Annotated in this window: 20 protein-coding genes and 1 riboswitch; of the genes, 10 read left to right on the forward strand and 10 right to left on the reverse strand. The window is 62.9% G+C overall.

All coding sequences use genetic code 11. The features are described from left to right. Positions 1 to 2: 2 nt before the first annotated feature. From VB739_RS02910 to VB739_RS02935, 6 genes are all read right to left on the reverse strand, one after another. On the reverse strand, positions 3 to 1,013 hold the full coding sequence (locus VB739_RS02910; protein WP_323355632.1) for an ABC transporter substrate-binding protein: 1,011 nt from the start codon (positions 1,011 to 1,013) through the stop codon (positions 3 to 5). 112 nt (positions 1,014 to 1,125) lie between these two features. Further along, positions 1,126 to 2,490 (reverse strand): type III glutamate--ammonia ligase, encoded by a 1,365-nt coding sequence (glnT, locus tag VB739_RS02915; RefSeq protein WP_323355633.1) that lies wholly within the window; start codon positions 2,488 to 2,490, stop codon positions 1,126 to 1,128. After that, entirely contained in the window at positions 2,490 to 3,191 is a 702-nt protein-coding gene (gene hypB, locus VB739_RS02920; RefSeq protein WP_323355634.1) for a hydrogenase nickel incorporation protein HypB, read from the reverse strand. The genes glnT and hypB overlap by 1 nt, the downstream gene beginning before the upstream one ends. Positions 3,192 to 3,197: 6 nt before the next feature. After that, positions 3,198 to 3,596 carry a hydrogenase maturation nickel metallochaperone HypA gene (locus VB739_RS02925; protein WP_323355635.1) on the reverse strand — a complete coding sequence of 133 codons (399 nt, stop codon included), beginning with the start codon at positions 3,594 to 3,596 and terminating at the stop codon, positions 3,198 to 3,200. 19 nt (positions 3,597 to 3,615) lie between these two features. Further along, positions 3,616 to 4,830 carry an agmatinase gene (gene speB, locus VB739_RS02930; protein WP_323355636.1) on the reverse strand — a complete coding sequence of 405 codons (1,215 nt, stop codon included), beginning with the start codon at positions 4,828 to 4,830 and terminating at the stop codon, positions 3,616 to 3,618. A 32-nt stretch (positions 4,831 to 4,862) separates the two neighbouring features. Beyond that, positions 4,863 to 5,010: riboswitch (guanidine-I (ykkC/yxkD leader) on the reverse strand. 68 nt (positions 5,011 to 5,078) lie between these two features. Beyond that, positions 5,079 to 5,357 (reverse strand): DUF3136 domain-containing protein, encoded by a 279-nt coding sequence (locus tag VB739_RS02935; protein ID WP_254958104.1) that lies wholly within the window; start codon positions 5,355 to 5,357, stop codon positions 5,079 to 5,081. Between the two features lie 188 nt (positions 5,358 to 5,545). Between VB739_RS02935 and VB739_RS02940 the strand changes: the two genes are divergently transcribed. The 3 genes from VB739_RS02940 to ppk2 all read left to right on the forward strand — a co-directional run bounded on the left by VB739_RS02940 (position 5,546) and on the right by ppk2 (position 7,041). Further along, a complete protein-coding gene (locus VB739_RS02940) occupies positions 5,546 to 5,704 on the forward strand; it encodes a hypothetical protein (RefSeq protein ID WP_323355637.1) in 159 nt (52 codons plus the stop codon). A 70-nt stretch (positions 5,705 to 5,774) separates the two neighbouring features. Next, on the forward strand, positions 5,775 to 5,933 hold the full coding sequence (locus tag VB739_RS02945; protein WP_323355638.1) for a hypothetical protein: 159 nt from the start codon (positions 5,775 to 5,777) through the stop codon (positions 5,931 to 5,933). A gap of 145 nt (positions 5,934 to 6,078) precedes the next feature. After that, the gene (ppk2, locus tag VB739_RS02950; protein ID WP_323355639.1) at positions 6,079 to 7,041 is read left to right on the forward strand and encodes a polyphosphate kinase 2; all 963 of its coding nucleotides are present in this window, start codon (positions 6,079 to 6,081) and stop codon (positions 7,039 to 7,041) included. Here ppk2 and VB739_RS02955 read toward each other — a convergent pair. From VB739_RS02955 to VB739_RS02965, 3 genes are read right to left on the reverse strand one after another with little or no spacing between them, the layout of a single operon-like run. Next, positions 7,032 to 9,404 (reverse strand): type II CAAX prenyl endopeptidase Rce1 family protein, encoded by a 2,373-nt coding sequence (locus tag VB739_RS02955; protein WP_323355640.1) that lies wholly within the window; start codon positions 9,402 to 9,404, stop codon positions 7,032 to 7,034. The genes ppk2 and VB739_RS02955 overlap by 10 nt on opposite strands. A gap of 7 nt (positions 9,405 to 9,411) precedes the next feature. Next, positions 9,412 to 9,993 carry a rhomboid family intramembrane serine protease gene (locus tag VB739_RS02960; RefSeq protein ID WP_323355641.1) on the reverse strand — a complete coding sequence of 194 codons (582 nt, stop codon included), beginning with the start codon at positions 9,991 to 9,993 and terminating at the stop codon, positions 9,412 to 9,414. 37 nt (positions 9,994 to 10,030) lie between these two features. Continuing rightward, positions 10,031 to 10,966 carry a malate transporter gene (locus VB739_RS02965; protein ID WP_323355642.1) on the reverse strand — a complete coding sequence of 312 codons (936 nt, stop codon included), beginning with the start codon at positions 10,964 to 10,966 and terminating at the stop codon, positions 10,031 to 10,033. 94 nt (positions 10,967 to 11,060) lie between these two features. Here VB739_RS02965 and VB739_RS02970 point away from each other — a divergent pair, with 94 nt between their 5' ends. Together VB739_RS02970 and VB739_RS02975 are read left to right on the forward strand one after the other, a co-directional pair. Beyond that, a complete protein-coding gene (locus tag VB739_RS02970; RefSeq protein ID WP_323204739.1) occupies positions 11,061 to 11,864 on the forward strand; it encodes a prohibitin family protein in 804 nt (267 codons plus the stop codon). Positions 11,865 to 11,875: 11 nt separating this feature from the next. Beyond that, positions 11,876 to 12,832, forward strand: a complete 957-nt coding sequence (locus VB739_RS02975; RefSeq protein ID WP_323355643.1) for an isopenicillin N synthase family dioxygenase — start codon at positions 11,876 to 11,878, stop codon at positions 12,830 to 12,832. On the opposite strand, the gene VB739_RS02980 is transcribed toward VB739_RS02975, so the two are convergent. Continuing rightward, positions 12,813 to 13,112, reverse strand: coding sequence for a hypothetical protein (locus VB739_RS02980; protein WP_323355644.1), 300 nt, complete (start codon positions 13,110 to 13,112; stop codon positions 12,813 to 12,815). The genes VB739_RS02975 and VB739_RS02980 overlap by 20 nt on opposite strands. A 146-nt stretch (positions 13,113 to 13,258) precedes the next feature. On the opposite strand from VB739_RS02980, the gene VB739_RS02985 reads away from it, so the two are divergent. The 5 genes from VB739_RS02985 (at position 13,259) to VB739_RS03005 (ending at position 19,726) form a co-directional block, all read left to right on the forward strand. After that, entirely contained in the window at positions 13,259 to 13,483 is a 225-nt protein-coding gene (locus tag VB739_RS02985; RefSeq protein WP_323355645.1) for a chlorophyll a/b-binding protein, read from the forward strand. Positions 13,484 to 13,856: 373 nt separating this feature from the next. Further along, positions 13,857 to 16,001 carry an HAD-IIB family hydrolase gene (locus tag VB739_RS02990; RefSeq protein WP_323355646.1) on the forward strand — a complete coding sequence of 715 codons (2,145 nt, stop codon included), beginning with the start codon at positions 13,857 to 13,859 and terminating at the stop codon, positions 15,999 to 16,001. A gap of 21 nt (positions 16,002 to 16,022) precedes the next feature. Further along, on the forward strand, positions 16,023 to 16,859 hold the full coding sequence (locus VB739_RS02995) for an HAD-IIB family hydrolase (protein ID WP_323355647.1): 837 nt from the start codon (positions 16,023 to 16,025) through the stop codon (positions 16,857 to 16,859). Between the two features lie 4 nt (positions 16,860 to 16,863). Continuing rightward, positions 16,864 to 17,769, forward strand: coding sequence for a carbohydrate kinase (locus VB739_RS03000; protein ID WP_323355648.1), 906 nt, complete (start codon positions 16,864 to 16,866; stop codon positions 17,767 to 17,769). A gap of 4 nt (positions 17,770 to 17,773) precedes the next feature. Beyond that, entirely contained in the window at positions 17,774 to 19,726 is a 1,953-nt protein-coding gene (locus VB739_RS03005) for an alpha-amylase family glycosyl hydrolase (RefSeq protein ID WP_323355649.1), read from the forward strand. Positions 19,727 to 19,797 lie beyond the last annotated feature (71 nt).

Genomic DNA, 19,797 nt, shown 5'->3' on the forward strand with positions numbered 1-19,797 from the left:
GGTCAAGGAGCGTTGTCGACGAACTGGGAATTCAGCAGGTTGGTCAGGTCAGGCTTGGTCTTGGCCAGGCCCGTTTCCACCAGGAAGGCGCTGATCTGCTCGGCGGCATAGGGCAGCGACAGCATCGTGGTGCCCTGTTTGAAGTTGCTGCGATTTTCCTCAAGGGTCTGGATGGTGGTGCCGGCGTTGTACGCCTTGAACTCCGCCTCGCTGACACCGGAGCGCTCCACCAGGATCGGCAGGGTGCCGGCGGGATCGTCCTTGATGGTCTTGAGCGTGGCGAACCAGGCGTTGACGATCTTCTGAACCTTTTCGGGATTCTTGGCGACGAAGTCGGTGCGGCAGACGAGCAGATCGCTGATCGCTCCCGGATGGTCCTTGGAGGTGGCCAGGGCCCGGCTGCCGGGACGCTTCAGGGCCTGGGTGGTGAAGGGGGCATAGACGCCCGCCGCATCCACCTTGCCGGCGGCGAAGGCCGCAGCAGCGGCGCCGGTTTCCAGGGGGACGAAGGTGATGTCCTTGGCGGAGAGCCCCGCCTCCTTGAGCACCTTCAGCAGCAGGAAGTGGTCGACGGTGCCTTCCTCGGCGGCCACCTTCTTACCCTTCAATCCAGGGATTGTGGTGATTTCCGCTGCGGCGATGATCTGATCATTTCCAGTGGAAAAATCGTTCTGCAGCACGACCTGCAGATCCGCACCGCCAGCCACGGAACTGATGGTGTCGTTGAGGGTCTGGCTGTTGCAGTCAAGCTGGCCGGCGTTGAGGGCATTGATGGAGTCGAGGTAGCCGTCGAACCACTGCATCGAGGCCGACACACCCTGAGCCTTGAACAGGTCCTTGGCCTCAGTGACTTTCCATGGGAACCAGCCTGGCCAGGCGCTGTAGCCGATCTTCACCGGCGCGTCCTGACTCACTGGTTGCTGACATCCAGCCAGCAATCCTCCCCCGAGGGTGGCCACCAGAGCGAGGGAAAGAGCCCGGCGTTGACGACGAATCAAGGAAAACTTCAGCATCAGAGGAATCGGGGAAAGGGTGGCGTCAGGAGATGGGAATCCGGACTGACTTTGGCGATCTGGCTGATCACGTGGTAGGCCGGTGATCGCAGGACCGCTTGTGGAGAGGGCGTCAGAAGAACTCCAGATAACGCTGCTGCTCCCATTCGGAAACCGCAGAGTGGTAAGACTCCCACTCTTCTCTTTTATAGGTGATAAATGCCTTGAACATGGCATCACCGAATACGCTTTGGGCAAGTGGATCCTGGGCGAAAGCATCGACGGCCTCCCCGAGGGTTCGCGGCAGCATCGTCAGGCCCCGTTCGGCCCGTTCCGCTGCGCTGAGTGTGTAAGCATTGACCAGATTGGGCGCGCCGGGATCGAGTTCTTCGCGGATCCCTTCCAGCCCGGCTGCGAGCATCAGGGCGGCGCCAAGATAGGGGTTGCAGGAGATGTCAGCGGCCCGGCATTCCACCCGTCCGCCCGGTGAGGGAATGCGCAGCATATTGGTGCGATTGTTGTTGCCGTAACACACGAAAACCGGAGCCCATGTGAAGCCCGACATGCTCCCCTGCGCCACCAATCGCTTGTAACTGTTCACCGTCGGAGCGATCACCGCGCAGATGGCGGCTGCGTGGCGGAGCACGCCGGCGATGAAGTGCTCCGCCAGCCGGGTGACCTTCCCCGGGGTCGCTTCGGGGGTGGCGAACAGGTTGGCGCCCGTCTGCCCATCCGCCAGGGACATGTTGAAATGGGCGCCGCTGCCGGTGCGATCGCCGAAGGGCTTGGGCATGAAGGTGGCCAGCAGCCCATGGCGATGGGCGATCTCCTTCGCCATCAGCTTGAAGAAGGTGAGCCGATCGGCCATGGTGAGAACTTCGGCGTAATCGAAGTCGGTTTCAAACTGGCCAGGACCATCTTCGTGATCGAAGGAATAGACCCCCCAGCCCAGATCGTTCATCGCCTGCACCAGCTCGTCCAGCCAGGGCAGGTTGTCGAGCAGGCCGCGCACGTCGTAGGCGGGTTTGTCGAGGGTGTCGCGGTCGCTGTAGGGCACCCAGCCGCCCGCCGCGCCCTTCTTGAGCACGAAGAACTCGGTTTCGATGCCGAGGTTGAAGCGGAAGCCCATGGCGGCGGCCTCCTGGCGGACGCGGCCGAGGATGTGGCGGCTGCAGGCGTCGAAGGGCTGGCCGTGCAGATGCAGGTCGCTGGCGAACCAGGCCACCTCCCGTTGCCAGGGCAGCACGGTGACGCTGGCGGGATCGGGGACGGCGGCCACCTCGTCGTCACTCACCTCCTGGGGAACCCCGTCGAGGGCCGCCCCGGTGAACAACTCGGAGCCGGCCATCATCTGGCCCAGGTGCTCCAGGGGCACGGCCTTGGCCTTGCTGACGCCGTGCAGGTCGACGAAGCTCGCCAGGGCGTAGCGGACCCCCTTGGAGCGCAGGTCGGCCTGCAGGGCCGTGGTGGGATCGGAGGCGGGATGCTGGTGACTCATCAGGCGTGCAGCAGGGCGGGGGAGGACTGGACGGCCTGGCGCTGGGCGTCGAGCCAGTCGTGCCAGGCCTCGAAGCCCTCTCCGGTGGTGGCGGAAAGGCGGAACACGGCGCAGCGGGGATTCACCTGGCGGATGTGGGCTTCGATCCGCTCCACATCCACCGGCAGGTGGGGCAGCAGATCCACCTTGGTGATCAGCACGCAGTCGGCTTCCCGGAACATGACCGGGTACTTGAGCGGCTTGTCGTCGCCTTCGGTGACGCTCAGGAGGGCCACCTTGCGGTGCTCACCGATAGCGAATTCGGCGGGGCAGACCAGGTTGCCCACGTTTTCCACCCAGAGCAGATCCAGCCCGGTCGGGTCCAGCCGCTGCTGCAGGAGTTTCAGCCCACCGCTCACCATGGCGGCATCGAGGTGGCAGGCGCGGCCGGTGGTGATCGGCACCACCGGAATCCCCACGGCCTCCAGCCGCTCGGCATCGAGCAGGGTGGTCATGTCGCCTTCGAGCACAGCCATGGCCCAGCGGCTGGAGAGCGCGGCCAGGCTGCGCTCCAGCAGGGAGGTCTTGCCGGCGCCAGGGCTGCTCATCACGTTGAGACAGAGCAGGTTCCAGGCGTCGAAGTGCTCGCGGTTGTGGTCGGCCCGGTGCTGGTTGGCCGCCAGCAGGTTGAGACCGAGGGTGTCTTCGAGGGGCATGTGCATGGCGGATCAGCGGGCGGCTGTGGGACGGGAAGCGGTGGGCGGTGCGGTGGAGGCGGAAGGGGCGGTGTCGAAGCCGTAGGCGACGGAGCGGATCCGGAGCTCGCGGCCGCTGACGATCTCCTCCATCGGGTGCTGACAGCAGGGGGAGCGGAAGCCGTCGGCTGGATCGGGGCTGTAGGAGGCCTGGCAGCGGACGCAGCGACCCACCAGGAGGACCGACTCGATCACCAGTTCGGACCCGTCGAGCCAGGTGCCCTTCACGGCATCGGACCAGGTGACCACCAGCTGGTCGGGTTCGACGCAGGTGAAGGTGCCCACCTCAAGGTGGACCCGATCCACCAGGGGCACCCGGGGAGCGTGCTGCTGCTTCCATTCGTGCATGGAGAGGAGCAGGCAGCGGGTCATGTCGACTTCGTGCACCCCCCTATCTCCAGGCGCGGTCAACCTGCATGTTGCAGTCGCTGTGAAGCCAGGCAGGGGCTGACTTCCGGGGCAGCTGGCCGCTTACCACGAGGTGAGCCATGGTGTCGCAGATCACCCGGGTCGCCATCAGGGAGGTCATGTCGCTGACGTCGTAGGGGGGGGAGACCTCCACCACCTCAAGGCCGCAGACCGACACGTTGCGCACGATCAGCTCCAGCAGCTTCAGGGCTTCCCGCGGCAGCAGCCCCCCCGGCTCGGGCCAGCCGGTGCCCGGCACGAACCCGGCATCGATGCAGTCGATGTCGAAGGAGATGTAGACGCAGTCGGTGCCGTCGGTGGCCCGTTCGATGGCGAACTTGGCCGCCGCCTCCAGGCCCATGTCGCAGATGTCGGTGACGGTGAGCACGTTGGTGCCCCGTTCGCGGCAGACCTTCACCCCTTCGCGCGGCACCTGCCAGCCGCCGATGCCCAGCTGCACCAGGTTCTGGGCCGGGGCGTTGGCCATGTTGGTCGCATGGAACCACGGGGTGGTGTGCATGCGTTCGTCGAGGTCGGTCTCCTGGGTGTCGACGTGGCGATCGAAGTGGATGATGCCCACCTTCTTGTCGCCGAGGTGGCGGCAGACGCCCCGGACGGTGGGGAAGCCGATCGAGTGGTCGCCGCCCAGGATGATCGGGAAGGCGCCGCTGGCGAACACGTGGGCGATGCCTTTGGAAATCTGGTCGAAGCTCTTTTCGTTGTTGGCGGGGATGGTGAAGATGTCACCCACGTCACAGAGGGTGATCTGCTCGCGCAGGTCGACCCCCATTTCGTAGTTGTAGGGGGTGTACAGGGCTGAAATGCGCCGGATCCCCTGGGGGCCGAAGCGGGTGCCGGGGCGGTAGGTGGTGCCGCTGTCGTGGGGCACGCCCACCACCGCGACGTCAAACTCCCCGACCCGGTTCACATCCTCCAGATACGGGGCCTTCATGAAGGTGTTGATGCCCGCGTAGTGGGGCAGCTCACCGCGGGAGAAGGTGGAGATGCGCCGATCGACGATGCTGCTGGCCGCCTCCAGGCCGTAGCGAAGGCCCTGGTCAACCTCCTGTTGCCAGCCCGTCAGGGGCAGGGCGGCTTCTTTCTCCAGGGCCCGGGCCCCTTCGCTGCCGGCAGGGTGACCGCCCCTCGCAAACGCATCGGCCGCATCAGCTGCACTGCCGCTGGACGGTTCGTTCATTCAGACCTCTGGGCACGGGTGGAAATGGGGCGGTCTCCCGGGCTTTTGTCCCTCCGTGCCACTCGCTGTTTCGAAGGCGTGGGCCACACAAAACAGTGAATGTGCTTCTCTCGGACCAGGCATCCCTTCCACGGATGGCAGAGCCAGCTGTGGGGGATCGGAACCCTAGAAGCAACTTCCGCTCAGGCATGGTGAAGGTCCTTGGAACTGACCGTTGTGACGGTTGCTACCGGAACCTCCGGGTCGGCTCAGGTGGGACAGGGGAGGCCCGCCGCCTTGCGGTTGGTTTCGCGGCGCAACAACAGAAAGAGGTAGTCCGGGTCCTTGTACTGGCTCGGCAGGCACTGGTGCAGCTGCTCGAGGCGGTGCCAGCAGACCGTTCGCTGGATCTTCTTCAGGGTTCGTCCTTCCCGGACCAAAAGGCGCAAGGCCTTGCAATACATCGAATAGTTGGCCTCCAGTTCACCGATGGTGACTTTCGGAATCGTGGCCTTCGGCAGGGACGCTGGAAGCGATCGGGCGCTCATCGGCCATCCTTCGGGGCAGGCCCCGCAGAGATCCTTCCACTGTCGTTCATGGCCGGCCATCGCGCGCCCCCCAAACGGGGACATTCGGGGCTTGGGCGCCGCCATGGGGGTTCGCTGACCCGAACGCGGCGATGCTGCTGCACCCCTTCCGATTCAGTTAAGGTTTTGGCAACAGATCGACACCAGCCATGAACGCTGACCATCCCGTTCTGAATGCGCTGCTGGAGCAGCTCCGCTCCCTCAACGAGCAGTACAGCCGTCTGCCCAACGAAATCAACCGCTACCGGGTTGTCCGCCAGGAGCAACTGATCTCCCAGTGGGCCCCAGGCTTCAGCCTTGCCGTCTGAGCCGTCCTCCGCTCTCAAGCCTTGCATTGATTAATTTTCAATACGATATCGATACCTTTCTGCCCAGGTCATGAACAAAAATCATCCCGTCTACCACTCGCTGGTCTCCAGGCTTGAAAGCCTCAAGGATCAGTACCGGCGCCACCCCTGCGAGACAAGCCGCTATCGGCTGGTACGACAGGAGCAGTTGATTGCCCAGTGGGTCCAGACTTCCGATTTTCCCTCCTGAGGGGTGCTTCAGCGACGTCAGCCGGGGTCGGCGATGCCGGCCGACGTTCCCTCGCAACGCTGCCTGTTTGTCCCAGGGTGACCGTTGTTGCCGTCTCTCAGCCGGGGATGGGCTATTCCGTCAACAGCTCACCTTCCACAGTGGTATGGGTAAGAAAGGCAAAAGTGATGCCAAGGTCAAGTCCGGCACATCCAAGGACCTGAGCAGCAAGGGCAAGTCCACCAAAAAATCGGGCAATGGCCACCGATCCGGGGGGATCAGCGAGGCTGATCTGTACCACCCCTCTCCCATTTTCGACGACCTCGCCTCCCACCCAGAAGGACGTCCCACCAAGCTGGATCGGAAGTTCTACGAGAAGGAACTGGCCCGGCTCCAGGTGGAGCTGGTCAAGATGCAGTACTGGGTGAAACATGTGGGCTACCGCATGATCCTGCTGTTCGAAGGTCGTGACGCCGCCGGCAAGGGTGGCACCATCAAACGGATCACCGAGCCCCTGAATCCTCGCGGCTGCAACGTGGTGGCCCTGGGCACCCCCTCCGACCAGCAGAAATCCCAGTGGTACTTCCAGCGCTATGTCGAGAACTTCCCGTCGGCCGGGGAAATCGTGCTGTTCGACCGCAGCTGGTACAACCGGGCCGGCGTTGAAAAGGTCATGGGCTTCTGCGCGCCGGAGCAAGTGGACGAGTTCATGCTCTCCTGTCCGGAATTCGAGCGCATGCTCGTGCGCAGCGGCATCACCTTGATCAAGTACTGGTTCTCCGTCAGCGACGATGAGCAGGAGCTCCGTTTTCGCTCCCGTCTCGAAGATCCCGCCCGGCGCTGGAAGCTCAGCCCGATGGACCTGGAATCCCGCGATCGCTGGGTGGAGTTCTCCCGGGCCAAGGATGAAATGTTCGCCCACACCAACATCCCTGAGGCTCCCTGGTTCACGGTGGAGGCCAATGACAAGCGCCGGGCCAGGCTCAACTGCATCCGCCACCTGCTCAGCAAGGTCCCCTACGAGGACATGACCCCGGCTGCCATCGAACTGCCCCCCCGCAAGAGCGGAGGCGACTACCAGCGGCCCCCGATGAACGAGCAGTTCTTCGTTCCCAACGCCTACCCCTGAAGCCGCCAGCGGCCCCCCAGCAGCTCCAGCCAGATCAACACCACCAGCCAGTGGATCAGCACCGGTGGCCAGACCGAGCCCGTGGCCAGGTAAGCGATCACGCAGACCACCCCCAGCAGACTGGCCAGGAGCAGGAAGCGTCCGTCATCGAACAGGCGCCTCCCCTGGGGATACCAGAGCCGGCCGGCCAACGGATGCCAGGCCACGAACAGCCCCACACTCAGGGTGCCCCAGGCGACGCTGTCCCATCCGCTCAGCCCCTCGAGCGGGTGGGGCAGCAGGGCCGCCCGGAACAGGGTTTCCTCGACCAGGGCCGGAGTCAGCAGCAGGACCAGCGCCTGGCGCACCAGCACCAGGGGCCGCACCCTTGGCCGCTGCACTGGCAGGAATCCCGTGGCACGCCCCAGGGCCAGGGCCACGGCGGCATAGGCCCCCAGCAGCACGGCGGCAAGGGCCAGCCCGCGACCGGTGAGGGGGGCGAAGAAGGCGTCCATGAGGCGGGGCTGGATCACCCCGACCACTGGCAGCTGGCCCAGCAGCTGCGTCGGAGCCAGGGGGGCCAGGCGCTGGTCAGCCCCGGGAAGTTGGTTGGTGCGCACCAGACGCAGGCGGTCGCCATGGCGCAGGAACACTCCGGCCATCTCATCGTGAGCCCGGCGGGGCAGCATGGAGCGCCAGCTGAGCAGTCCGTCCCTGAGGCTCCGACTGGCCTGGAACCGGTCCGGTCCATCGCCCGGGTTGTTCATCAGGGAGGCGTTGTGGCGCCAGTCGTCACGCACCATGCCGAAGGGGGTCAGCAGGGCATCGAGGGCCTGGGCCAGTGACGCCAGCCGGGGCAGTTCGCTGCCGTCCAACGCCCGGCGACGGCGACGCAGCTGGTCGATGGTGATCCAGAGGGCCTGGCTGGAATCCTGCACGCAGGAGATGGCCGGACTGACCAGGGACACACCGCTGCCGTCGCCGCTGCGGTAGCGGGCCATCAGCACCTCCGCCTGGATCGCCAGTTCCTCCAGCAGCAGGGGCTCGGTGCGCACCAGCACGTCGGAGATCGGACGGGTGCCCAGCCAGCCCCGCTGCAGGTTGCCGGTGTAGGCACTCCAGTCCTGGCTGCCGGAGACGATGCCGTTGGGGTTGTTGGCATAGATCTGGTGGTAGCGCAGGTCGAAGCGGGGCTGTCCCGTGAAGGGATCGACCACCACCCGGGCGGCGCCGAAGGCGAAATGGCCCGTGACCGTGAAGCCGCTGATCGCTTCCCCATCGGGTCCACCGATGCCGCCGAAGCTGTGGATCACCAGGGAGCGGTCGCCGGGCTGCCACGGGGTGTGGGCACCGTCAGGGACCAGGTCCACCCGGTTGACGCGGCCGCGGCGGGTCTGGTCGTCGCTCCAGTTGACCCGGCTGATGTGGTTCAGCCCGGCGGTGGTGCCCTGCAGGAGACGGTCGTTCGCCAGGGAGGTGAGCAGGCGGGGCTCCAGGGCCTGGGCGGTGAAGGTCCCGGCGCCATCCGGGGCGCCGTAGAGGTACCAGCCTTCGGCGCCCGTTGGGGTCTCCAGCAGTCCCGCCGGGTCGAAGAAGCGCCGGCCGTGGCGATCGGGTGGCTGGACCGGCAGTCGCACGGTCTCGATGGCGCCGCTGAAGCTGCCGCGGTGCCGGTCGTAGTGCTGCACCCGGAAACGCTCTGGATCGGCAGGATCGCGGGAGAGCAGCTGCACCAGGCCCACCCAGCGGCCGGTGCTCTGCAGCGGCGGACGGCCGATGCGCAGCATGGGCTCCCCGTTCCGCTGCTCGACCCGCACGGCTTCCAGCGCCACGGTGATGTCGTCGTGGGGGTGCGCCCCGGCCAGGGACTGCAGCGGCCCCACCTCAGCGCGACCGTTGAGCCGGGTGGGGACCACATTGCCCTGCTGGGCCGCCAGGCGGGCCTCGGCCCCAAGCCGCACCGGCGTTCGCACGTTGCTGACCAGGGCGCGCAGCTTTGGGTCGTCGAGCCAGCCCAGGCGCAGACGCCGGCCGATCAGGTCGTCATGGCCGGCCGGGGCCTGCTCCACCTCCAGCCACACCCAGTCTTCGCCGCCCTGGGCCATGGTGGCGGCAGGGGGAAGAATCAGCCGGCCAAACCAGTCGCTGTGGGGGCGGTAAAGGGCCGGGTCCGGCCGACGCTCCAGGGGATAGTGCGCCGGACGGTTGAAGGGGGCCCGCCAGGCCAGGTCATAGCTGGTGGGGGGTGGTGGCCCCGGCTGGGCCAGGGCCGCCCTGGCCAGGGGCAGGAACAGCAGCGCCATGGCGCCGATGGCCAGCAGGAGGGCAGACCAGCGGCGGCGGCGCCGGGGAAGCCACCTCAGCCGTGGCTGTGGCAGGAGCAACAAGGCGCTAGCTCCCCCCCTCGCGGTGGATCGCCAGGGCGGCCAGCACCCCCCCGGCGAATCCGGAGGCGTGGCCGATCCAGCTCACCCCCGGGGGACTCAGGAAGGGCAACAGGCTGGGCAGGGCCCCCCCGTAGGCGAACAGGGCCGTGAGCGACAAGAGGATCGAGAGTGGGCGACGCTCCAGCCAGCCGATCAGCAGCAGGTAGCCCAGCAGTCCGTAGATCACCCCGGAAAGGCCATGACTGGCCTGATGCCAGAACAGCCAGACGGGAATGGCCGTGGCATAGACCCCCAGCCACACGGCCAGATAGTCGCCGCGGCTCTTGGCCAGCACCAGCCAGGAGAGGGGCAGGAACCAGAGGCTGTTGCTGATCAGATGCCCGAAGCCACCGTGGCTGAAGGGGGCTGTGAGCACGCCGAGGAAGGGTCCCCCCGGCACCATCGGCAGGTTCCAACGCCCCCCGAAGACCAGTTGGTCGATGATCTCCTGGACCCAGGGCACCGCCAGGATCACGAGGGGCAGCACGGCCACACCCTTGAGGTGGGACAGGCTGCGGTCGAGCCGCTGGGCGAGAGATCCGGCCATGGCCGCCGACGGGTGGGCAGTGCATTGCGCGCCTGTCCTAGCTCCCCAGCGGACCGCTCAGCAGCCACCACCACAGCGGAACCGAGACCAGGGCCAGGGCCGTGCTCCACAGCACCAGAGCCGCCACCGCTTCGGCCGCCCCCTTCTGCCCGGCAGCGGCCGCCCCCTTCTGCCCGGCAGCGGCCGCCTCTGTGAGCAGCAGCACAGAGACGGCGGTGGGTGCCGCCGCCTGCAGCACCACCGCATCCCGCAGCAGGGATGGCAATCCCAGCAGGCTGGCCAGCAGCAGCATCGCCAGGGGCAACACCAGCAACTTGCCCGCCAGGGCCAGCCCCAGCCCGGGGGGGCTCTCAGGGGTTGGATGGCGACGCCGCAGCACCAGTCCGAGCCGCATCCCCACCATCGCCAGGGCCACCAGGACCACCAGGCGTGCCGGCCACCACAGCCACTGGGCCAGCGTGGCGCTCCAGGGGGTCTGGTACACGAGCACGGCGAGTCCCAGACCCCGGATGGCCGGACTGGTGGCCAGGACCCGCAGCTGCTGGCGGAGGCTGCCGGCGCGCCGGTCGACCAGCAGCGGTCCAAGGCTCCAGGTGATCAGGGTGGCCATCAGATCGAAGGCGATCGTGAAGCCGATGGCATCGGCGGGGAGCAGGGCCAGCCCCACAGGAAGTCCCCAGTAGCCGGTGTTGCCCACGATGCAGCCCAGCTGCAGGCTGCCGTCGGGAATCTGGCGGCGCAGGGCCGGCAGGCGCAGCAGCAGCAGCCCCAGGACCGAAGCGGCGGCGGCCATCAGAGCCGCCGTGAGCAGGTTGGACTGGAAGCCCGCGCGCAGCAGCAGCGCCACCACACCGATCGGGATGCCCCAGGCCATCAGTGGTGGGGCCAGCCTCCCGGGCAGCCCAGGGAACCGCACCCCCAGCAGCAAGCCGATCCCCAGAGCCGGCACCAGTTCAAGCAGGAAGCGCAGCACCAGCTCACCCCAGCTGCCGGTCCTCCCAAGATGGCGGCCCCGGGCCACCAACGCTGCCTAGGGTCGTGGCACCCCCATGGTTCCCAGGCTCCCGATGCAATCCCCTATGCGTTCCGGCGCAGACAACGGCTTCGGCGGTCTCTGGCAGCTGATCTTCGCCGCCGTGCTGGGTGGACTGGTGCTGCTCACCCAGACGGTGTTCATCGTGCCGGCGGGCAGCGTCGCCGTGGTCACCACCCTCGGCAAGGTGACCGGCGCGCCACGGCAGCCGGGAGCCAACCTCAAGGTCCCCCTGGCCCAGAACACCTCCCTCTTCGATGTGCGAACCCAGGTGAGGCCGGAGCAGTTCTCCACCCTCACCAAGGACCTGCAGGTGATCCAGGCCACCGCGACGGTGAAATACGCCATGAAGCCCGCTGAGGCGGGTCGCATCTACGAAACGATCGCCACCGACGACCAGCAGATTTATCCGCGGGTGATCCAGCCGTCCCTGCTGAAGGCCCTCAAGTCGGTGTTCTCGCAGTACGAACTGGTGACCATCGCGACGGAGTGGAACTCCATCTCGGAACTGGTGCAGGAGAAGGTGGCCGAGGAGTTGCGCAAGTTCGACTACGTGACCGTGCAGGGCCTGGATCTCACGGGCCTGCAGATCGCCGAGGAGTATCGCGCCGCAATTGAGCAGAAGCAGATCGCCGAACAGCAACTGTTGCGGGCCCAGACGGAGGTGCTGATCGCCGAGCAGGAGGCCAAGCGCTACCAGACCCTCAATTCCAGCCTCGACGACCAGGTGCTCTACAAGCTGTTCCTGGATAAGTGGGATGGTCAGACGTCGGTGGTGCCCGCCCTGCCTGGGGCGGCCGGGGGCGGCAACCCGGTGATCGTCAACGGTCGCCGCTGAATCCGCCCCCCATGGCTGAAGCCATTCTCGACGTGGATCTGCTGGCCTTCGAGCGGGGCAGCCAACGGGCCCGGGAGGCTGTGGTCGATGGCGTCAGACGCAGTCTGGCCACCGGTTTCGTCTACACCAGCAGCGATCTCCCCGTCGATCTCCTGGATTCCGCCTATGGCGTTCTGCAGCGCTTCTTCGCCCTGGAGCCTGAGGCCAAGCGGTGCTTCCGCGCCCCGGGCGCCAACGGCCAGACGGGCTACACAGAGCTACTGGTGGAAACCGCCGCCGGCAGCGTGCATCCCGACTGGAAAGAGATGCTGAACTGGTCGGCCCCGTTGCCGTTGGGCCATCCGCTGCGACGCCGGTTCCCGCAGCTCTATCCCGAGCAGCTCCTGCCGGAAGCGGCCGTGCCCGGCATCACGGTGCTGCTGGCCGAGTTCCATCGGGCGATCGCCGATCTGCAGCGGCGTTTCCTGCGGGTCATCGCCCTGGGCATGGGCTGTGCCGAAGACTTCTTCGAGGAGATGGTGTCTGAGGCTCCCACCCTCACCCGGGCCCTGCGTTACCCGCCCATGGCCGACGCCCCGGCGCAGGGTCATCTCTGGGCGGCGGCCCATGGGGACATCAACCTGATCACCGCCCTGCCGCGGGCCACGGGACCTGGCCTGCAGGTGCGGGTGGCCGGCGAGTGGCTGGAGGCCGCACCACCGGAGGGGCGGGTGATCATCAACACGGGGCTGATGCTGGAGCGCCTCTCCAACGGCCGCATCCCAACCGGCTGGCACCGGGTGATGGCGCCGGCTGGGGCCACCTCTGAGCGCCACAGCGTTGTCCAGTTCTGCCATGCCAGGCCCTGGACCATCCTGGCGCCGGTGCCATCCTGTTGCAGTCCCCACCACCCCCAGCGCTACAGCGCGATCCGTGCCGCTGATGCCCTTGAAGAAGTGCTCTACCGCATCAATCTGCTGGAGAGCTGAGGGGACGCCTGAGGGACAAGCGATGGATCCCCAGCCCGCTTTCCCCCATCAGCTCGACGATCCAGGGGGCGGGGATCCGCTCCGTGTCGCCGGTGTCGATGTTCAGAACTCTGGCGAAGTCCGTTGGATTGGGGCCACTGAGGTCGCAGATCCGGCCGATGAACCAGGGTCTGCCAGCCACCGCCACCACGGCCAGGTGGCCGGGGCGGGCGTCCCGGAAGCGTTGGGGGTTGGCCCTGCGCAGGGGAGCCACCGCAGGATCGATCTGACCGGGTGCCACGGCTGAGCTCTGGTACAGATGTACTGTACTCAGGTTGGCGGGATGCGCCACCGGTGGCGCCTTGATGCCTAGTCTGGTTTCTGGTCAGGTTGGGATCCATGGGCGCAGTCAGGACAGAGCGAACGGCAGAAGGTCCGGACCAGGCCTTGACAGCAGGCAACGACCCGTCCTTTCTCTACGAGCCCCTGGAGCGTTTCGGCGCGGGGATCACCGGCTCCCGCCCCTGGAATCTCAACGCTCTGGCTGGGGTGGAGCGGCTCAACGGGCGTGTGGCGATGCTGGGGTTCGCGGCGGCCCTGATCGGTGAGGCCCTCACCGGTGAGGGCGTCCTGGGTCAGTTGGTTCTGATGCTTCGCTGGGTGCTCGGCTGACTTTCTCCTCCGCGGCCGGCCGGCTTCCATGCCCCATGCGCTGGCGCTGCGTTGGTTGGGTGCCGCTCTTGCTGAACGGGTTTTTCTTCGCTCTGGAAATGGCAATCACGCGAACATCCCCTATCCATCGTTCGCGGTAAAATACATTCATCCGGAAAACTGTTGAATGATTTTCTCTTGGGAACGGTTTGTTTCCTGCATTCCCTTCATTGGATTCATCCCTTTCAGGGTGCTCTGCTGCCACAGGTTGTCGTCGGCTTTCTTGCTCGGGCCTTAACGGCTCATCAGTTGGCTATGACTTGAACCATCCGGCTGTCACTGAATCAATGATTCGCTGGGACATCATGCAGTACCTGTCCGATTTCGCAGATCCATGAAGATGAAAGCCAATCAGAATTCTCTCTATATCCTGATGATCAGCATTCATGGACTGATCCGCGGTAAGCAGCTTGAACTTGGCCGCGATGCGGATACCGGAGGTCAGACAAAGTACGTGGTGGAACTTACGAGGGCCCTCGCCAGGCGGCCTGAGGTCGGCCAGGTGGATCTGGTCACAAGACTCATCACAGATGATTCGGTGTCACCTGAGTATGGAAAGCCGCTGGAAGCTCTTGACCAAAATGCACGCATTATTCGCATTGACGCCGGACCCGGTCTGTACATCCCGAAGGAAGACCTATGGAGCCATCTTGATGCCTATACCGATGAGCTGTTCGGCTGGCTCCATCGCCAGCCTCGCCTGCCGGATGTGCTGCACAGCCACTACGCCGATGCCGGCTATGTCGGTGTCCGCCTCTCCCATCTTACGGGCTTGCCGCTGATCCATACCGGTCACTCCCTCGGGAGGGACAAGTTTCGAAGGCTTCTGGCCCTTGGTCTGTCCGTCGAAGACATCCAGCATCGTTACAAGATGTCCGAGCGGATCAGTGCCGAGGAGGATGTTCTCAACAGTGCCAGCCTCGTGATCACGAGCACCCACAACGAAATTGAAGATCAATACGAACTCTACGATTGCTATACACCCGAAAAAATGTCGGTCATCCCACCGGGAACCGATCTGAATCAGTTTCACCCCCCCACCGGTGAGGAAGCCTCGGTTGGCTTTTTCGGCGTCCTGAGCAGGTATCTCAGAGAGCCGCACAAGCCGATGATTCTGGCCCTTTCGAGACCGGATGAACGCAAGAATATCGTGTCACTCCTGGAAGCCTACGGACAATCCAAGCGCCTGCAGCAGCTTGCCAATCTTGTCATTGTTGCCGGTAATCGAGATGACATCCGGGAGCTCAATGACGGTGCTCAGAATGTCTTGACTGAGCTACTTCTTGTCATTGACTGCTACGACTTGAACGGTCTTGTCGCCCTGCCCAAGCATCATTCCGCCAGTGAAGTGGCGGAAATCTACCGGCTGGCTGCCGCTTCAAAAGGTGTCTTTGTCAACCCTGCGCTCACCGAGCCCTTCGGTCTGACCTTGCTGGAAGCGGCGGCGAGTGGTCTGCCGCTGGTGGCGACAGAAGTCGGCGGACCAGTGGACATCATCGGAAATTGCAACAACGGTCTTTTGATTGATCCCCTAGACGAGGCCTCGATTGCCTCAGCTTTGCTCAGCATTCTCGAAGATCAGGAGTTGTGGTCGAAGTATTCTGAGCATGGCCTCACCAACGTGGCCAGATTCTATTCCTGGGAAGCGCATGCCAAGACCTATCTTGAGAAGTTAACGGCGCTCATTGATCAGAATAGAATTGCGGCACGTCCTGCGCCCCTTGCCAAGGCACCTGCCGTACAGACCCGAACCCGCGCCATCTTTACGGCCATCGACAACACGCTGCTTGGCGATCCAGAGGCCTTGGCCATGTTCGTGAAGGTGATACGGGAGCAGCATCGCAGAGTCCTCTTCGGTATTTCCACAGGCCGAAGCCTGAACTCGGTTCTCAAGATTCTTAAGGTCCATTCCATCCCCATGCCCGATGTACTGATCACCAGCCTGGGGACGGAGATTTATTACCCTCCTCAGTTCACGACGGATATCTCCTGGACACACCACATTGACCACTGGTGGACCCCGCAGGTGCTGAAGCGAATCGTTGATCCGCTGCCTGGATTGACGCCCCAGTCGAAGGATCAACAAAGCCGCTTCAAGGTCTCCTACTACTACGATGAACAGCTGGCTCCATCCATGGAAGACATCCTCACCATGCTGCGTCAGCATGAGGTCTCTGTTCATACCACTCTGTCCTTCGGTCAGTTCCTTGACTTCGTGCCCGCCCGTGCGTCCAAGGGCCAGGCCTTGCGCTATGTCGCCAACCAGTGGAAGATTCCCCTGGAGCGTGTTCTTGTGAACGGTGGATCCGGAGGCGACGAGGACATGCTCCGTGGCAACACGCTAGGCGTGGTGGTGGCCACTCGTCATCGTGAAGAACTTGCCCAGCTCAGTGAAACCCAACGGGTGTACTTCGCAGAGGGCTCCCATGCTTCCGGTATCCTTGAAGCCATTGATTATTATGACTTCTTTAATTTGTAAATGTTTCCTCGTACTCCACTGATGCAGAATCTGCTCATCTGTACGGATCTTGATCGAACCCTTCTGCCCAATGGCGAACAAGCTGAATCCACCGGAGCAAGGTCGATGTTTGCTCGTTTTGTCTCTCGGCCTGAGGTTTTTCTGGCGTATGTCAGCGGTCGCCATCTAGCGTTGGTGGAACAATCGATTCAAGAGTATGGTCTGCCACTTCCAGAATGGATCATCGGTGATGTGGGCAGCTCGATTTACGCTAAGGATCGCGATGGCTGGTCACTGCTCACGTCTTGGTCAAGACACATCTCCCTTGACTGGAAAGGGTTTGAGGCTAGGGACCTGGTCGCACTGTTCTCTGGACTCGGTCGGTTGGTGCTGCAACCAGAAGACAAGCAGAACACCTACAAGCTCAGTTACTTCCTTCCCTTGGATATTGACTTGCCGGCCTTGAAGCAAGCCATGGTCAGCTGTCTTGAGGAAATGAATATTGCTGCCAGTCTGATATTCAGTGTGGATGAACAGGCCGCAATCGGACTGCTGGATGTCTTGCCCAAAAGGGCCAACAAGCTTCATGCGATTGAATTTCTCATGCGTGAGCAGGGGTTCCTTTCGGAGCAGACGCTGTTTGCCGGCGACAGCGGCAATGACCTGACGGTGCTCACCAGTTCGGTGCCTTCAGTGCTGGTGGCCAATGCCCATCAGGATGTGGTCGAACAGGCCTTCGAGGAGGCCTGTCGGATGGGTACAGGCGATCGCCTGTATCTCGCCAAGGGTGGTTTTCTGGAAATGAACGGCAACTACAGTGCAGGAATCCTGGAAGGGATTGCCCACTTTCATGCCGATGCCATCAGGGAGTTGGATTGATCCGATGCAGCAGCATTCCCCGATCACCATTTTTGGTGAAGTTCTTTTCGATTGCTTCCCCGACGGTTCCGAGATCCTGGGGGGGGCTCCTTTCAACGTGGCCTGGCATCTCAGCGGCTTCGGCCTGTCGCCTCGTTTCGTCAGCAGGGTCGGGATGGATCGACGCGGTGAGCGGATTCGTTCATCGATGCAGAGCTGGGGCCTGGATGACCGCTTTCTGCAATCAGATGCTTCTCGCCCCACCGGCCGAGTGATGGTCACCATCGATGACAATGAGCCCCATTACGACATCGTGCCGGAGAGTGCCTATGACTTCATTGAGCCGCCAGATCTCTCGCAACTGCCGGCCCAGGCCGTCCTCTACCACGGCTCCCTGGCCCTTCGCCACCCCTCCTCCGCGGCGGCCCTGGCCGCCGTCAAAGCCGTGCACCAGGGCCCGATCTTTCTGGATGTGAATCTGCGCACGCCCTGGTGGTCGCAGGACGCGATCCACCCGTTGCTGGATGACGCCGATCACGTCAAGCTCAACGAAGCGGAGCTTGCTCTGCTGACGACGGAGGGACCCATCGCAGATGATGCTGCCAGTCTTTGCGCCGTGATGCGAGACTTCTCACGTCAACATGGTCTGACAACCTTGATCGTCACCCGTGGTGCCCAGGGGGCCATGCTCTGCAGCGACGATCAAATGGTGGCTGTCGGCCCGGCTCCCGATACCCGTGTCGTGGACACCGTGGGAGCGGGGGATGCGTTCTCTGCCGCCTTTCTGCTCGGGCTCACGCGGCGGTGGTCGCTTTCCGACAGTCTGGATCACGCACGGGACTTCGCGGCAGCCCTGGTCTCACGCCAAGGCGCCACCATTGATGATCGCTCTGTCTATCAGCAGTTTCTGACGTCTTGGGGTTGCCATTGATCCGATGTATGAGCAAATATCGCACTCCCTGCTGAATTCCATCCTGGATGATCTCCGGCCGGAGATTCGCCGCCAGGACCTACGTCATTTCTACACCAGGCTGGGCGCCAACTTTTACGCCATCCATTCCCTGTTTGTCACGCTCTATGGCCACCGTGACGACTTCAAGCTTCAGCTTCTGCGACTGGTCGAAACCATGGCCAGAGGCTATATCGACCGATCACCTGATCTTGAACTTCTCGATATCCAGAGGGAGTACGACTACAACTGGTTCCTCTCCCAGAAGTGGGTTGGGATGGCCATTTATTCCAATGGTTTTGCCGAGAATCTTGCAGACCTGGAATCCAAGATTGGTTACTTTCAGGAGTTGGGAATCAATATGGTTCATATCCTCCCCATCCTGATGTGTCCAACCGGAAAGAGTGATGGCGGGTATGCGATCAGTGACTTCCGTCAAATTGATGAACGAGCCGGGACGATCAGTGATTTGAGGAACATCGCGGATGAGTTCAGGAAGAGAGAGATCCTGCTGGTGCTTGACATCGTGCTTAACCACACCTCCGATGAGCATGAATGGGCGAAACGTGCCATGGCTGGGGAGAGCCACTTTCAAGATTATTATTATATTTACGAAAGCAGGGATATTCCGGATGTTTTCGAGCAGAGCATGCCCGAAGTCTTTCCGGAGAGTGATCCAGGAAACTTCACCTGGAATGAGGAGATGGGCAAGTGGGTCATGACGGTTTTTCATGACTACCAGTGGGATCTTAACTACTCCAATCCAGCAGTGTTCATTGAAATGCTGGATGTGTTGCTCTTCTGGGCCAACCAGGGTGTAGATGTTCTGCGTCTTGATGCCGTTGCGTTTCTCTGGAAGAAGCTCGGAACATCCTGCCAGAATGAACGCAAAGCCCACCTCATCCTGCAGCTCATGAAGGATTGCTGTCAGGTGACGGCACCTGGGGTGCTTTTCATCGCGGAGGCCATCGTGGCACCCACCGAGATCACCAAGTATTTTGGTGAAGACGCTGTTGTTGCCAAGGAGTGTGAAATTGCCTACAACGCCACCTTGATGGCCTTGTTGTGGGACAGCGTGGCCACGCGCAACACCAAGCTTCTCTCGCAGGGCATCAAGAGTCTGCCGAGCAAGCTGGAACGCGCCACCTGGTTGAACTATGTCCGTTGCCACGATGACATCGGCTTTGGATTCGATGACAAGGACATTGAACTGGTCGGTTATGAGCCGCGTGCCCACCGTCGCTTTCTCATCGACTACTTCAAAGGGGATTTCGATTCGATTCCCCGAGGGCTTGCTTTCATGCCCAACGACACCACTGGTGATGCGCGGATCTGCGGCTCGCTGGCGTCTCTCGTTGGCCTTGAATCCGCCATTGAATCATGTGATCAGAAGCTGATCGCCACAGCGATCAGTCGTATTCTGCTCATGCACGGGATCATTCTTTCTTTCGGCGGCATTCCACTCATCTACAACGGAGATGCTTTGGGTGTCTTGAATGACTATAGTTTCTACGATGATGACAGCAAGAGCAATGATACCCGTTGGGTGCATCGTCCGAAGATCAACTGGGAGAAGGCGGAGCTCAGGAAGAAGCAGGGAACGGTGGAGTGTTCGATCTTCACGGCCATGAAGAAGATGATTTCTATTCGCAAAGAAATCTCCGCCTTTGCTGACTTCAATAACCGAGAAATTTTTGACCTCGATAATGATTACCTTCTCGCTTTCGTGCGTTTTAATCCACTGCGCCCTTCGGAGAAGGTCCTGGTCTTGGCGAATTTCAATGATCAGCCTCAGTTCTTTGATCTCGACACCCTGGGGCCTGCCGTCTTCGGACGCCATGACTGCCTCACCGATCTCTATTCGGGTCGGACACCCTCCCAGTCCGGGAGCCGCATCGCCTTGCAGGCTTATCAGTTTTACTGGCTCACCAAGATCTGAATCTCCCTTGGCCCACGTGCCAGCTCCAACGTGAGCCTCCCAGCGAGCTCTGATTCCCACTGTCCTTCGCG

The organism is Cyanobium gracile UHCC 0281 (assembly GCF_034931305.1).
GTDB classification, from domain to species: domain Bacteria; phylum Cyanobacteriota; class Cyanobacteriia; order PCC-6307; family Cyanobiaceae; genus Cyanobium; species Cyanobium gracile_A.

What these genes read in the sequence shown, in the direction of transcription:
- VB739_RS02910 (WP_323355632.1), bottom strand. Translation starts at nt 1,013, where the DNA reads ATGCTGAAGTTTTCCTTGATTCGTCGTCAACGCCGGGCTCTTTCCCTC.
- glnT (WP_323355633.1), bottom strand. Translation starts at nt 2,490, where the DNA reads ATGAGTCACCAGCATCCCGCCTCCGATCCCACCACGGCCCTGCAGGCC.
- hypB (WP_323355634.1), bottom strand. Translation starts at nt 3,191, where the DNA reads ATGCACATGCCCCTCGAAGACACCCTCGGTCTCAACCTGCTGGCGGCC.
- VB739_RS02925 (WP_323355635.1), bottom strand. Translation starts at nt 3,596, where the DNA reads ATGACCCGCTGCCTGCTCCTCTCCATGCACGAATGGAAGCAGCAGCAC.
- speB (WP_323355636.1), bottom strand. Translation starts at nt 4,830, where the DNA reads ATGAACGAACCGTCCAGCGGCAGTGCAGCTGATGCGGCCGATGCGTTT.
- VB739_RS02935 (WP_254958104.1), bottom strand. Translation starts at nt 5,357, where the DNA reads ATGAGCGCCCGATCGCTTCCAGCGTCCCTGCCGAAGGCCACGATTCCG.
- VB739_RS02940 (WP_323355637.1), top strand. Translation starts at nt 5,546, where the DNA reads ATGAACGCTGACCATCCCGTTCTGAATGCGCTGCTGGAGCAGCTCCGC.
- VB739_RS02945 (WP_323355638.1), top strand. Translation starts at nt 5,775, where the DNA reads ATGAACAAAAATCATCCCGTCTACCACTCGCTGGTCTCCAGGCTTGAA.
- ppk2 (WP_323355639.1), top strand. Translation starts at nt 6,079, where the DNA reads ATGGGTAAGAAAGGCAAAAGTGATGCCAAGGTCAAGTCCGGCACATCC.
- VB739_RS02960 (WP_323355641.1), bottom strand. Translation starts at nt 9,993, where the DNA reads ATGGCCGGATCTCTCGCCCAGCGGCTCGACCGCAGCCTGTCCCACCTC.
- VB739_RS02970 (WP_323204739.1), top strand. Translation starts at nt 11,061, where the DNA reads ATGCAATCCCCTATGCGTTCCGGCGCAGACAACGGCTTCGGCGGTCTC.
- VB739_RS02975 (WP_323355643.1), top strand. Translation starts at nt 11,876, where the DNA reads ATGGCTGAAGCCATTCTCGACGTGGATCTGCTGGCCTTCGAGCGGGGC.
- VB739_RS02990 (WP_323355646.1), top strand. Translation starts at nt 13,857, where the DNA reads ATGAAGATGAAAGCCAATCAGAATTCTCTCTATATCCTGATGATCAGC.
- VB739_RS02995 (WP_323355647.1), top strand. Translation starts at nt 16,023, where the DNA reads ATGCAGAATCTGCTCATCTGTACGGATCTTGATCGAACCCTTCTGCCC.
- VB739_RS03000 (WP_323355648.1), top strand. Translation starts at nt 16,864, where the DNA reads ATGCAGCAGCATTCCCCGATCACCATTTTTGGTGAAGTTCTTTTCGAT.
- VB739_RS03005 (WP_323355649.1), top strand. Translation starts at nt 17,774, where the DNA reads ATGTATGAGCAAATATCGCACTCCCTGCTGAATTCCATCCTGGATGAT.